General features: G+C 38.6%; 13 protein-coding genes and 2 pseudogenes. 9 read left to right on the forward strand and 6 right to left on the reverse strand.

The window, feature by feature from the left end; all coding sequences use genetic code 11:
- Positions 1-138, reverse strand: a pseudogene (locus PN471_RS08810) (IS4 family transposase); the annotation flags it as partial.
- An 89-nt stretch (positions 139-227) separates the two neighbouring features.
- Between PN471_RS08810 and PN471_RS08815 the strand changes: the two are divergent.
- The gene (locus PN471_RS08815) at positions 228-443 is read left to right on the forward strand and encodes a type II toxin-antitoxin system HicB family antitoxin (protein ID WP_271776526.1); all 216 of its coding nucleotides are present in this window, start codon (positions 228-230) and stop codon (positions 441-443) included.
- 72 nt (positions 444-515) lie between these two features.
- A complete protein-coding gene (locus PN471_RS08820) occupies positions 516-713 on the forward strand; it encodes a DUF2281 domain-containing protein (protein ID WP_271776527.1) in 198 nt (65 codons plus the stop codon).
- A gap of 35 nt (positions 714-748) precedes the next feature.
- Here the strand turns inward: PN471_RS08820 and PN471_RS08825 are convergent, their stop codons facing one another.
- From PN471_RS08825 to alaS, 4 genes are all read right to left on the reverse strand, one after another.
- Positions 749-1,483 (reverse strand): hypothetical protein, encoded by a 735-nt coding sequence (locus PN471_RS08825; RefSeq protein WP_271776528.1) that lies wholly within the window; start codon positions 1,481-1,483, stop codon positions 749-751.
- Positions 1,484-1,490: 7 nt separating this feature from the next.
- A complete protein-coding gene (locus tag PN471_RS08830; RefSeq protein WP_271776529.1) occupies positions 1,491-1,859 on the reverse strand; it encodes a hypothetical protein in 369 nt (122 codons plus the stop codon).
- 4 nt (positions 1,860-1,863) lie between these two features.
- Positions 1,864-2,964, reverse strand: a complete 1,101-nt coding sequence (locus PN471_RS08835; protein WP_271776530.1) for a hypothetical protein — start codon at positions 2,962-2,964, stop codon at positions 1,864-1,866.
- 97 nt (positions 2,965-3,061) lie between these two features.
- On the reverse strand, positions 3,062-5,704 hold the full coding sequence (gene alaS / locus PN471_RS08840) for an alanine--tRNA ligase (RefSeq protein WP_271776531.1): 2,643 nt from the start codon (positions 5,702-5,704) through the stop codon (positions 3,062-3,064).
- A gap of 186 nt (positions 5,705-5,890) precedes the next feature.
- Here alaS and PN471_RS08845 point away from each other — a divergent pair, with 186 nt between their 5' ends.
- The 4 genes from PN471_RS08845 (at position 5,891) to PN471_RS08860 (ending at position 7,833) form a co-directional block, all read left to right on the forward strand.
- Positions 5,891-6,115, forward strand: a complete 225-nt coding sequence (locus PN471_RS08845; RefSeq protein ID WP_271776532.1) for a type II toxin-antitoxin system HicA family toxin — start codon at positions 5,891-5,893, stop codon at positions 6,113-6,115.
- Positions 6,112-6,315 (forward strand): type II toxin-antitoxin system HicB family antitoxin, encoded by a 204-nt coding sequence (locus PN471_RS08850; protein ID WP_271776533.1) that lies wholly within the window; start codon positions 6,112-6,114, stop codon positions 6,313-6,315. Before PN471_RS08845 ends, PN471_RS08850 begins: the two co-directional genes overlap by 4 nt.
- Before the next feature lie 154 nt (positions 6,316-6,469).
- Positions 6,470-7,183, forward strand: a complete 714-nt coding sequence (gene pyrF, locus PN471_RS08855) for an orotidine-5'-phosphate decarboxylase (RefSeq protein WP_271776534.1) — start codon at positions 6,470-6,472, stop codon at positions 7,181-7,183.
- Positions 7,183-7,833: a hypothetical protein gene (locus PN471_RS08860; protein ID WP_271776535.1), complete on the forward strand. Its 651-nt coding sequence runs from the start codon at positions 7,183-7,185 to the stop codon at positions 7,831-7,833. Before pyrF ends, PN471_RS08860 begins: the two co-directional genes overlap by 1 nt.
- Positions 7,834-8,038: 205 nt before the next feature.
- On the opposite strand, the gene sir is transcribed toward PN471_RS08860, so the two are convergent.
- Positions 8,039-9,952, reverse strand: coding sequence for a sulfite reductase, ferredoxin dependent (gene sir / locus PN471_RS08865; protein ID WP_271776536.1), 1,914 nt, complete (start codon positions 9,950-9,952; stop codon positions 8,039-8,041).
- Positions 9,953-10,806: 854 nt separating this feature from the next.
- Between sir and PN471_RS08870 the strand changes: the two genes are divergently transcribed.
- The 3 genes and pseudogenes from PN471_RS08870 to PN471_RS08880 all read left to right on the forward strand — a co-directional run bounded on the left by PN471_RS08870 (position 10,807) and on the right by PN471_RS08880 (position 12,347).
- Complete coding sequence (locus PN471_RS08870; RefSeq protein WP_193890745.1) at positions 10,807-11,031, forward strand: hypothetical protein; 225 nt, start codon at positions 10,807-10,809, stop codon at positions 11,029-11,031.
- 287 nt (positions 11,032-11,318) lie between these two features.
- Positions 11,319-11,762 (forward strand): annotated as a pseudogene (locus tag PN471_RS08875) (ATP-binding cassette domain-containing protein); the annotation flags it as partial.
- A 27-nt stretch (positions 11,763-11,789) separates the two neighbouring features.
- Positions 11,790-12,347, forward strand: coding sequence for a biotin/lipoyl-binding protein (locus PN471_RS08880; protein ID WP_271776537.1), 558 nt, complete (start codon positions 11,790-11,792; stop codon positions 12,345-12,347).
- Positions 12,348-12,469 lie beyond the last annotated feature (122 nt).

Below are 12,469 nucleotides of genomic sequence, written 5' to 3' on the forward strand. Positions count from 1 at the left end.
AATGACGCTACCTGGAAGAGTCTTTTCTGTATCACTAATTAAATCAGTGTGACGAATCCTGATTCGGAATGGAATATTTGGTTCAAGCAGTAAATAACTTAACCATTCTGCCCCCACGAATTCTCTGTCAGCACTGATATTGTGGTATTAGCGGGTAAACTTAGTAAAGACTTAGCGGAAGGAACTCGAAAGAGTATTTTTTCCCAAGCACAACTGGAGGACAAATAATGAAAAATTATGCAGTAGTCTATGAATGGGCAGGTAGCAATTATTCTGCTTATGTTCCAGATTTACCCGGATGTGTGGCTTGTGGTGATACCCTACAAGAAACAAAAGAACTCATTAAAGAAGCTATAGAATTGTATTTAGAAGTGTTAAAAGAAGATGGAAAACCTATACCCAAACCTTCTACAGAAGTTGGTCAAGTAGCAGTAAATATATAAATCTAATTACTTTATAATTACTGCTGAATTTGATATGATATTTATTGACAGTTATAAAATGGTAAAAATTCAATGAAAATTAAAGAAAAAATTACGCAAGAGTTAGAAAAACTACCTGAACCTGTGTTACAGGAAATCTTAGATTTTGTCCAGTTTTTGCAAACCAAGCACCAACAAAATAAGATGCTAGAAATTAAGATTATGAGTGAATCTTCACTGGGAAAAGATTGGTTAAAACCAGAGGAAGATGCAGCATGGCAGAATTTATAAAAGGTGATGTTGTAATTTATTTTCAATTATTAGATTTATAAAAGAACTTGTAAATGAGGTGGTAAATCTACATCTTCCTGGCAATTTTCAACGGAAGCGGTAGGAAGACCACTTAACTCAGATAAATCTTTTATTTTTCTAATTAATAGTTCAATTAAAGTTCCATTTTTCGATAATTCAAATAAATCTTCCTTGTCTAAAACAATGATTATTTTATTTGTTCTAGCATGAAAAATTATTTGCAGAAGTCTACAATCGCTAACTGCTCTTTGCCTTGGGCTATTTCGTTTAGGAAAACCTGTTGCTCCGTTTAATGTAACAAAAATTCCCAGACCTGCACTTCTTAGAAGCTCATTTTCCATAATGCTACATAATCGAGCAAATTGTTTATGTGGTAAAGGATCTTGTGTAGCTTTCGCCTCAATTACTATATCTCTCTGATTTCCATTAAGATATAGAGCATCGGAGACTTCTTGCCATTCAAAATCATCACCACTAACTAACAAATCATACTGAGGTCCTGCTGATTGAAAGCTTTTAATTGATTGGACACCCTTTAGACCTTTAAAAACTAGCACTACAATCTGTTCTAGTAGCGTACCAGCTTTTTGTGTTTCTTTATTTGTTAAAGCATTATTAAGTTTATCTATATATTCAGAAATTCTGGTATCTGCTTTATATAAATAAGACTTAAGTTTAATTCCTCTATCCTTTAATACTTTACGTGCCTGGTAATACTCTTTAACAACTTCATCATCTGACTTCGACATAAATGAATTAAACAAGTTCACGTTGTTTCACAAAATGTGCCATGAAATCATAAGATAACTCATTATAATCATGTACACTCTTTTCACAAAGCGGGCAAAACCATGGCAAGTTAGGAAAGCCTTGACCAAATGGAATAGCACCAGCGGGTACATCTGGTTCACAATTATGATATATAAGCAGTTTCATTTCACAGAGTCCTTCTTCTTCAAGTATCGTTAAGACTGCAAGAGCATCAGAGTATTTTATACCCAACTGAACAGCAAGTTGGTGCGGCATCATATCATTGGTTGATGCCGACATAAAATGCTTACTCAGTTCAGCCTTCTGTTTTTCAGATAAGAAGTCCAAATAACCCTTATGGATGAAGCTAGTCATAACTTTAGCCTTGAAGTTCAAGTTCTTTTAGTAGAAACTCAAGAACAGAGGTACTACTACCATAGCACTTTATGTGCTGAAGAGAATCTTGCGTTGTGTTAGATTTTTCTCCAAAATAGCAATGTGCTTTGATGAGACACTTCATTTTAACTTTTTTTAACTCGTCTGTCTCTGTCTCCATTTCAATCGCAGTTAATTCCCTGTCCAGTTGAAACTCATAAGATTTAGTACCCCACTCTTTGATCAAGGTTAACACAATTGCATCTTCAGCATCACTCATTTTACCAGAATCACCTACCAAACCCAGTTTCTGTAAAACCGACTCAGCTAGTTTTTCTGACAAAGCTTGTAATCCTCTGACATCAATCTCTGGAACTCCAGCACTGCGAGCATTTATAGCCAGTCCTGATGCTTCTGCTCTAATGCGTAAGTGTTTCCATTTATAAGCAATACCATCTATTGATTTATTAAGATATTTATCCCACATATCATGCAGAACAAGTTTATGAAGATTAGGAAATTTCCAGTCTGCTTGACAATGATTAGCTAATTCATCAATAAATCCAGGAATATGATGCCAAAATGGAAATTGAATAGCTTCTATACGTTCACTAATTGTTGAACTCAAACTAAACCCATTCCAAAATAAAGCTACATAATCTTTTCCTACTTCTGCAATAACAGACCAACGAATATCACGTTTATCTGGTCGTTTACCTGAATCATCAATTTTATGAGTTCGGATATACCATTTTTTGTGGGGTTGATTTGCTTCCTGAATTGGTCCGTACCAACCATCCTCCCCAAACTCTTTTAACAAAAATGCAGCAGGTTTTAGATTTGGTGTAAGAACATGAGTACCCTGTTTCAAACTTAACCATGTTTTTCGCTGTTTCACATATTCCAGTAATATTGTTTCTGGAGTAACCTTACCTTTGTCAAGTGCGTTGGCTATCTCGGCTGCTAATTCAGCCTTTTTCAGCCGACTTGAACCTGATAGAATAGGTTTGAGGGTTTCAACAGTAAATTCAGGACTTAACAGAAATTGCTCAGAAAATTCTCTACCTGGGGTATGTCCATTATCAACAAAAGCGTCAATAGTCATAAAATATTAGTCAGGATGTTGCGTTGATGCACTTGAAAAGGTGTCAAAAACAGTATAGCAAAATACAGGGTAAGCAAGATGCCTACCCCACAAGGTCTTAACTTAAAGATGTTTGCAATTCTGTTTTTGCAGTTTCTAATGCTTCTGGTAATTTACTTGCATCCCTTCCCCCAGCTTGCGCGAGGTTGGGTTTTCCACCACCTCCACCTCCACAGATTTTCGCTATAGTTCCCACAAATTTTCCAGCTTGGACACCTTTTTTATTCACTTCAGGACTAAAAGCTGCAACGATACTCACTTTTCCTACTTCGGGAATAGAACCTAAAACCACCGCACCATTACCGATTTTTTGCAGCAATCTTTCCGCAGCAGATTTTAATGATTCTGCGTCAATATCTTCCAGTTGAGAAACAATAATTTTATGTTCTCCGATGATTTCCGCAGTTTGTAATAAACTGTCAGATTTAACAATTGCTAGTTGTGATTTTAGACTTTGAATTTCTTTTTCGTTGTTGCGGAGTTCGGTTTGTAACGTTGTGATTCTGTCGGGTATTTCTTCGGGTTTAACTTTGAAGCGATCGCACAAATCTTTCACTACTATATCACGCACATTCAAATAATCCAATACCGCCGCCCCAGAAACCGCTTCTATTCTTCTTACCCCAGACGCAACTCCGGCTTCAGCAATGATTTTGAAACCGCCGATTTCCGCAGTATTATTAACATGAGTTCCCCCACATAATTCCATTGAAACGCCAGAGAAATCAATCACGCGCACTTGATCACCGTATTTTTCTCCAAACATGGCGACTGCACCTTTAGCTTTTGCTTCGGCTATGGGCATCTCTTCTATTGTAGCAGAATGAGCTTCCGAAATCCAACTATTTACTAATCCTTCAATTTGAATAACTTCCTCAGCAGTTAAAGCACGGGGACAGTTAAAATCAAAGCGCAATCTATCAAAAGAAACCAAAGAACCAGCTTGAGAAATTCCTTCATCAACAACTTTCTTTAAAGCAGCTTGTAATAAATGAGTTGCTGTATGATTAGCTTGAGCGCGACGACGACAAGCGGTATCTATTTGTGCGGTAATTTCATCACCAATTCTAATTGTTCCCCGTTCAATGCGTCCGAAATGAATAAAGAAATCAGATTCTTTTTTCACGTCTTCAATTCTGACTAAAACACCATCACCAGAAATATATCCTTTATCGCCAATTTGTCCCCCAGATTCAGCGTAAAAAGGTGTTTTATCTAAAACAATTTGCACTTGGGTTCCTGCTTCTGCTGCTTCTTCGGAAACACCAGCAACTAATAAAACTTCGATTTTTGCAGTTGTTGTTAATTGGGTATAACCAATGAATTGTGTAGAGTGAATATGTTCTGCAAGTTTATCTAAAGAACCTTGAACAGTTAAATCAATGGTTTCATGTGCAGCTTTTGCACGTTCTACTTGTTTTTGCATTTCTGCGTTGAAACCATCAACATCAACAGTAATGTCATTTTCTTCAGCAACTTCTTGGGTCAATTCTAATGGGAAACCGTAGGTATCATAGAGAGTAAAAGCACTTTCACCACTAATAGAAGTTAATCCTTTTTGTTTTACCTCTTGGATAATTTCAGCTAATAGTTTTTCTCCTCTATCAAGAGTCCTCAAAAAGTTACTTTCTTCTCTTTGCAATTCGGCTTTAATTGCAGTTTCTCTTTGTCGCAAATTTGGGTAAATTGATTCCGAAAGAGAAATTGCGGTTTCTGCAACTTGGTTAATAAATTCTCCAGAAATTCCGATTAATCTCCCATGTCTGACGACGCGACGAATTAACCGCCGTAAAACGTAACCCCTACCCACATTAGAAGCGCGAATTTCATCAGCGATCATGTGAACCACAGAACGGACATGATCACCAATTACCTTTAAAGAAACTTTCGTATTTTCATCACTTTCGTAATAATCAATTTTGGCAATTTTTGCCGCAGTTTCAATAATCGGGAAAATCAAATCTGTTTCATAGTTATTCGGCTTCTTTTGCAGGATTTGCGCCATTCTTTCCAACCCCATTCCCGTGTCAATATTCTTATTTTGTAACGGGGTTAAATTTCCTGACGCATCCCGATTATATTGCATGAAAACCAAGTTATAAAACTCGATAAATCGGGTATCATCTTCTAAATCAATATTATCTTCACCGCGTTCTGGGTGAAAATCATAATAAATTTCCGAACAAGGACCACAGGGACCAGTAGCACCGGAAACCCAGAAATTATCATCCGCACCCATGCGTTTGATGCGTTTTTCCGTTACACCAATAGTATCGCGCCAAATTGCAAAAGCTTCATCGTCTTCCTCAAACACGCTGACAACGAGATTTTGAGGAGAGAAACCAAAGACTTGAGTAGATAATTCCCAACCCCAAGCGATCGCCTGGGGTTTAAAATAATCACCAAAGCTAAAATTCCCCAACATCTCAAAAAATGTATGATGGCGTTGAGTCCGTCCCACATTTTCGATATCATTGGTACGGATACACTTTTGCGAAGTCGTAGCGCGTTTAAATTCCGGTGTCCGTTGTCCCAGGAATATCGGCTTAAATGGTAACATACCTGCGATCGTCAGCAGCACAGTCGGATCTTCAGGAACAAGGGAAGCACTCGGAAGCGGTTGATGTCCCCGTTGGGTGTAGAAGTCGAGGAATAATTGACGAATATCGTTACCGCTAAGATACTGGGGAGTTGAAGACATGAGTGTTTAAGAAAACAAATTTAATTAAATTGGGAAAGTCTGCAAAAAGCATCATTACTATTTATAACTTATGTCAGGAAATAAAAAATATAGTCAGCTTTCAATATCTTTAGTCAAGGTTTCTCATTGCTAATTGGTATCAAATTAACATCAATTCATATACATTAATAATATTTCCGTTGAAAAATGCCGAAAAAAATCAGAGAATTAAAAAGTTTACTCAAAAAAGCCGGGTTTATTTACCGTTCAGCAAAAGGAAGTCATACCCGTTGGTATCATCCTTTATTACCAGAAGATCCTATTACCATATCTGGCAAAGATGGAGATGATGCTAAAATATATATAGAAAACGAAGTTAACGAGAAATTAGCTAAATTAAAATCAATTCAAGAGGAGAAATCACAAGAATGAATTTACCTTATACTATCATTATTCAATGGAGTAGTGAAGATAAATGTTATTTAGTTCATTTACCTGAATTTCCTACTCAAAAATATCATACTCATGGTGATACGTATGAAGAAGCTGTGAAAAATGCTCAGGAAGTGATAGGAATGTTAATTGCTGAATATCAAGAATATGGAAAGCCTTTACCCTTAGCTAAATCTTGAAAACAATTGATTAAGTAGGTGAACACAATTAAATTCACTCCTTGAGAGAGGGAACTCCTAACTGGGAACGGGGAACAGAAAAATCAATTGTGTAATTAATTCTGTCCCATTACTTAATAAATTGGATAATATGTAAGAAGTAATAATGAAAATTATGAATACTAAAAAAATTATTGTTCCTTTAGATGTACCAGATTTAGAGAGTGCGATCGCTCTTGTTGATAAACTTCCCCAAGTCACTTTTTGGAAAGTTGGTTTGGAGTTGTTTACTAGCACAGGTCCCAAGATTCTGGATATCCTCAAATCTCAAGAAAAGCGGATTTTCCTCGATTTGAAATTTCACGATATCCCCAATACTGTCGCCGGTGCTTGTCGCGCTGCGGCTGGGTATGGGGTAGATTTATTGACAATTCACGCTACTTGTGGTAAAGATGCTTTAAAAGCGGCGGCGGAAGCTGTGCAAATTGGGGCGGAAAAAGCTGGGACAGAACCACCGAAGTTAATCGCTATTACCTTGTTAACCAGTATTTCGGCGCGACAATTGGCGTTTGATTTGAAAATTCCGCTCGAATTGCCAGAATTTGCTTTAGAAATGGCACTGTTGGCGCAAAATTCTGGTTTAAATGGCGTTGTTTGTTCTCCCCAAGAGGTGCAACAATTAAGAACAAGTTGTGAAAAGGATTTTTTACTGGTTTGTCCAGGTGTGCGTCCGAGTTGGGCTGAGAAAGGAGATCAAAAGCGATCGCTTACTCCCTCCCAAGCTATCACAGCCGGTGCAGATTATCTAGTTATCGGTCGTCCCATTACCGCTGCGGCTGAACCTGAGTTAGCCTGGAATCAGATTGTTGAGGAGTTAAAAACAGTGTGATGAATAAAGGAGTCGGAAGAAGGAGTCAGGAGTCAGGAGTCAGGAGTCAGGAGGAAGAAGGAAAAAAGAAGGAAATTTCTTCCCTGTCCCCTATCTCTTCACTCAGGTGTTTGATAGCTTTGCTGATATTTCTAGTATTTAACTCCCCTGCTTATGCTAAAAATATTCCTTCTCAACCTGTAAATCCTGAAATTGATAATTCTTGTTCTCAGCAAAGTCTGGAAACTTTAACAACCCAGATGATGCTGGATTTACCTAGCTATACTAACCGGGTAATTCAACGTTCTCGTCTTCTCAAACGGAGTGTTGATACTTTTTCCTATATATTGGCTGCGGGTCAACCAGAGTTTAAATCTTTACCATTAAATCCAGGTATTGATCATGGAGATAAGTATAATGGGGAGGGTGTCAGACAGGTTTTCTTTACTACATTAGAACGGAAATATATCCATAAAAAAGCCGTAGAATTACAAGAATTCCACAGGCTATTTCTGACAAAAACTAATATTGGCTGGACTGTGGTGATGATGTTTTCCCAAACCAGCAGTTATCCAGTTAAACCACCGATTGTACCACCCAGGGATAGTAGTAATGGGGCGATCGCTCAAGGTGTTAAACTGTGGTTACGAGATTGTCAGACAATTGATTAAAGAGTCAGGAGTCAGGAGTCAGGAGTCAGGAGTCAGGAGTCAGGATAAGGATAAGGAAGAATAAAGAAGAATAAAGAAAATTTCTCTCCCTGTTCCCTGTTCCCTATTCCCTATTCCCTGTTCCCTGTTCCCCGTTCCCTGTTCCCTGTTCCCTGTTCCCTTCACTGACCGATAAGTTCTCAACTCAAATAGGATTGCTATATTTTTAGAGAGTTTGGAAATACTTCTCCAAAGCCTCATGTACCAAATCAGTCATCGGTCGTTCTTGTTTTTCCGCCGTTTCCTTGAGTTGAGCGTAAAAATCATCCCGCAGACTCACACGGTGACGGGATTTACCACTGCTGGTAGGATCTCCTGGGGTGTAGTTAGCCACAAATTCCCGAATCGCATCAAAACCCAATCTGTCGCAAAAATCCCCAAAACTTTCTTTTGGTGTGCGGGACTTTTTAAAGAAGACAAAAATCGGTTCTAGGAAACTTTCCAGATCATTGTGGTGCAGTTTTTCTGTAAAAGGTTGTGCTAACCGGGTTTGATGTGGTGAACCACCCAACCAAACTTGATAGGATTCTGGCGCACTACCCACTAAACCCAATTCTGCCATATAAGGACGAGCGCAACCGTTAGGGCAACCAGTCATCCTTACCACAAAATGTTGATTTTGTAAACCCAGTTTATCCAATAAAGCCCTGATTCTCTCTAAAATTCCAGGTATTGCCCGTTCTGACTCTGTAATAGCTAGACCGCAGGTAGGCAAGGCTGGACAAGCCATAGCATATCTTGTTAGTGCTGCTATTTGCTCGGGGTCGGCAACAACGCCGCAGTTATCCAGAATCTCTTGAATGGCTGCTTTGTCTTCTGGTGCGATGTCGTAAAATAGTAGGTTTTGATTACCTGTGAGGCGAATTGGCAGATTAAATTGCTCAACAATTGTCCGCAAAGCGGTTTTGAGTTGGAATGTACCATCATCTTTGACACGCCCATTCTCAATGGAAATACCTAAAAAGAGTTTACCATCGCCTTGTTCATTCCAGCCTAAGAAGTCCTTATATTTAAACTGAATCAGGGGTTTAAATGGTTCGAGTTTTTTACCAAGGTATTCTTCTACCTGAGTGCGGAATTTATCTACACCCCAATCATTAATTAAGTATTTTAATCTCGCGTGTCGTCTGTCTGTGCGATCGCCATAATCTCGTTGTGTCGCAACTATAGCTTTTACAAGATTATATACATCAGCCTTAGCTACATAGCCAATGGGATCAGCGGTTCTGGCAAAGGTTTCTTCTTTATTATGAGTGCGACCCAAACCACCACCAGCAAAAATATTAAATCCTGCTAATGCACCTTTCTTATTGGTAATCACTACCAAAGTCAAATCTTGGGAATATAAATCAACAGAATTATCTCCCGGAACTGTGACGCAAATTTTAAATTTGCGGGGCATATAGTGAGTTCCATAGATAGGTTCTACGGAATCATGAATAATAGTACCATTACCATTGGTTTGTCGCGCTGCTTTGACATCTGGATGTTCTTCGCCGCTAACGGCTTTTTCCCCATCTAACCAAATTTCGTAATAAGCACCGGTTTGGGGAGAAAGTAAATCAGCGATATTTTGGGCATATTCCCAAGCATACTGATATTCTGAGCGATTTTTAAAGGGGGCTGGCGGAGCCATGACGTTGCGGTTAATGTCACCACAAGCTCCCAAAGTTGAACCGAGATTTTCGACAATTGTAGCGATCGCCGCCTTCAGATTCTTTTTTAGGATACCATGTAGTTGAAAGCCTTGGCGAGTAGTAGCTCTGAGGGTATGATTGCCATATTCATCAGCCAATTTATCCAAAGCCAAATATAGCTCAGGAGGTACTAACCCGCCGGGATTTTTTGTCCGCAACATCATTTGGTAATCTTTTTCCTGACCCTTAACCCGGTTATCACGGTTATCCTGTTGATAAGAACCGTGAAATTTAAGAATCTGAATTGCGTCTTCACTAAAATGCGTCGTGTCTTGAAGTAACTCAGTGGCAACAGGTTCACGTAAAAAATTACTATTTTCTTTGATACCTTCGACTTTAGAAGGCTTACGATTGTTCACGGGGGAAGTAGCAGAGTTAACCATTACAGTAGATACGTTGTCTTAATAAGGCGGTAGATGAAACTGAAATTAGGCAATTAATAGCACTTATTTGGCTAGTTAAACTACTTAAAGTCGGTCGGAATTATGAATATTATTCTAATTCTAACATGATGAGAGGCCAACTTTATTAATGATGTAGCTGATCATTAGACATCTCCGATAATTAAATGTGCATAACCCGAAACTCTTGTAGGGACAATTCATGAATTGTTCCTAGGATAATTTTCACCAGATGTCTATTTTAGTGGACACTGAGATGAATATTCAATATGGCCGTTCCCATGCTAAGTAGGTTGACGTTAAAAATTGTCGTTGATTCAATTCATATTTTAAGTTATCATGAAGTAGTTTAAGCTATTCTAAAGAAAGAAAATACGATCAGTACAAACACCATTAGTAATAGAGTGATCGCTTCGTTCTGGCAGATATTGCTAGTATTACCAACTAATGGGTGGTTTTGTGGTGTTCCTATATTTAACTGAAATGCTGGTATAGCACGACTTCTAAAAAACTTTTTGGTTTACCGATATTCATTCAGATAAATTCAGTAATCTCACCGCTGATTGTTCTTATCTAAATCTACTAAGATTGATCCAGTTAAGAAACAAGACCTGCATCTTAAATACTAAGAACGGATTAGAGCTTCATTTTTCGATCATCCCTAAAAGCTTTACCCTACATAGTTTACATCGTTTTTATTACAAGTTTAGCTAGGAGAAACTTGCAGTGTAAAAACTTTAAGGTATATATACCTCCTCTGAGTGATAGATGTGAACATTGAATGGGTCTCGTTCGTCTGAATCAACAACGCAGCAAACAAGGAAAGGTAATATCAAATGAAAAATTCTACACACAGCTTTGATTTATTCACCGATATCGAAAACTTCCTCAGTGAACTGTCCGTGCAAGAAGAATCCCTATTAAGCGGTGGCTGTGCTGGTAAATCTGGCAAGTCTGGAAGAAGCAAGAGTGGAAAATCTAACAAATCCTGTTCTAAATTAAACTCTGGATGTGTCCCAGTTGTAGTTCCACCACCAGTCGTTACTGGTGATGGTTATTAATTCACGGCGTTGCTGGGTAAAGCAAACTGCTAAACCCCTACATGAGTGAAATCGCACTCCTAATTTTGAAAATAGATCTTAGTAATTTGCTCCAGTCGCTCTATCTTGAAGGGGCTGGGGTTTTTAATCGCATTACTCCAGAAATGGGAGTTGGTTTCCAGATTCTAATCGCGACGCGGGGCTGAAGTTCTAGGATTCAATGCCCGTTCCGGTAAAGCCTCTGCCGATATTTTGGATCACCCTAATAAGCTACCCTTACCAGCCATCATCCATTGGCAGGGAATGGGATCTCCTTTGAGCAAATAGTGAAAGCTTGTAAAATTGCCGAAGCTGACGAATTTATTAGTAATCTTCCTGATAAATATCAAACTGTTTTAGGTGAGTTTGGTTCTAATATTTCTGGAGGACAACGGCAGCGTTTAGCTATAGCTAGAGCGATCGCCAATAATCCTCAAATTCTAATCTTAGATGAATCAACATCTGGTTTAGATCCGATTAGTGAAGCACAGGTTTTATCTCAATTATTTGCACACCGCCAAGGAAAAACTACTATTTTAATTAGTCATCGTCCCAGTGTTATTCAACTTGCTGATTGGATTGTTATGCTAGAGGATGGTCGCTTAAAAATGGAGGGTAAACCAGAAGATTTTCAGATTGAAGCTGGAGAATATCTCAATTTTTTAGGTACTCAATCCTTTATGAATGTTCAGATTACAAAATCATCCAACTGATGGCAGTAATTTTTACAGTTTATGAACATGAATCATTCAATTGATCATTACCAATCATACAATTCAGATAGTCTTTCTATAATCCGAACAGATGAGTTTTTACCGTCAGGAAACTTCTGGATGATTCTGAGTGGTTGGTTGATTGTTGGTAGTGTTGGTTTGGCGGTTGGGTTAGCATCCGTGAGCAAGTACACTGTAACGGTCAAATCTCAGGCTATTGTTCGTCCCGTCGGTGAGTTACGGTTAGTTCAAGCAACTAGAGAAGGGATTATTAATAGTATTTCAGTTGCCAATAATCAAGTAGTGAAGCAAGGGGATATCCTGGCAACTATTGATACTTCTCAAATCCAGACAATGAGGAGTCAATTAATCGGTAATATCCACAATTCACAACAACAACTGAACCAGGTGGCCGGACAAATTGCTTCACTAGACCAACAAATTACCTCTGAATCTAACTTAATGCAATGGACAGTCTCATCTGCACAAGCTGATCTCAACCGTAATCAACGAGATTATCAAGATCGGCAAGTTATCACCCAAGCAGACGTGGCAGAAGCAAATGCTGCTTTAGAGGATGTTTGAAAAGTTTCCGGCGATTAGAAATCGCTACTACACAAACAAAGTCCACCTGCGTGGACTAACGAAAAATCAAGGCTTTTGAACCCACGAAGGTGGGTTTCGTCTGTGTAGCTGCGACTTCTAGT

The organism is Aphanizomenon sp. CS-733/32, from assembly GCF_028330045.1.
Classification (GTDB): domain Bacteria; phylum Cyanobacteriota; class Cyanobacteriia; order Cyanobacteriales; family Nostocaceae; genus Dolichospermum; species Dolichospermum gracile.

Excerpts from the sequence above, each read along its gene's own strand:
- PN471_RS08815 (WP_271776526.1), top strand. The coding sequence starts at position 228 with ATGAAAAATTATGCAGTAGTCTATGAATGGGCAGGTAGCAATTATTCT.
- PN471_RS08820 (WP_271776527.1), top strand. The coding sequence starts at position 516 with ATGAAAATTAAAGAAAAAATTACGCAAGAGTTAGAAAAACTACCTGAA.
- PN471_RS08825 (WP_271776528.1), bottom strand. The coding sequence starts at position 1,483 with ATGTCGAAGTCAGATGATGAAGTTGTTAAAGAGTATTACCAGGCACGT.
- PN471_RS08830 (WP_271776529.1), bottom strand. The coding sequence starts at position 1,859 with ATGACTAGCTTCATCCATAAGGGTTATTTGGACTTCTTATCTGAAAAA.
- PN471_RS08835 (WP_271776530.1), bottom strand. The coding sequence starts at position 2,964 with ATGACTATTGACGCTTTTGTTGATAATGGACATACCCCAGGTAGAGAA.
- alaS (WP_271776531.1), bottom strand. The coding sequence starts at position 5,704 with ATGTCTTCAACTCCCCAGTATCTTAGCGGTAACGATATTCGTCAATTA.
- PN471_RS08845 (WP_271776532.1), top strand. The coding sequence starts at position 5,891 with ATGCCGAAAAAAATCAGAGAATTAAAAAGTTTACTCAAAAAAGCCGGG.
- PN471_RS08850 (WP_271776533.1), top strand. The coding sequence starts at position 6,112 with ATGAATTTACCTTATACTATCATTATTCAATGGAGTAGTGAAGATAAA.
- pyrF (WP_271776534.1), top strand. The coding sequence starts at position 6,470 with ATGAATACTAAAAAAATTATTGTTCCTTTAGATGTACCAGATTTAGAG.
- PN471_RS08860 (WP_271776535.1), top strand. The coding sequence starts at position 7,183 with ATGAATAAAGGAGTCGGAAGAAGGAGTCAGGAGTCAGGAGTCAGGAGT.
- sir (WP_271776536.1), bottom strand. The coding sequence starts at position 9,952 with ATGGTTAACTCTGCTACTTCCCCCGTGAACAATCGTAAGCCTTCTAAA.
- PN471_RS08870 (WP_193890745.1), top strand. The coding sequence starts at position 10,807 with ATGAAAAATTCTACACACAGCTTTGATTTATTCACCGATATCGAAAAC.
- PN471_RS08880 (WP_271776537.1), top strand. The coding sequence starts at position 11,790 with ATGAATCATTCAATTGATCATTACCAATCATACAATTCAGATAGTCTT.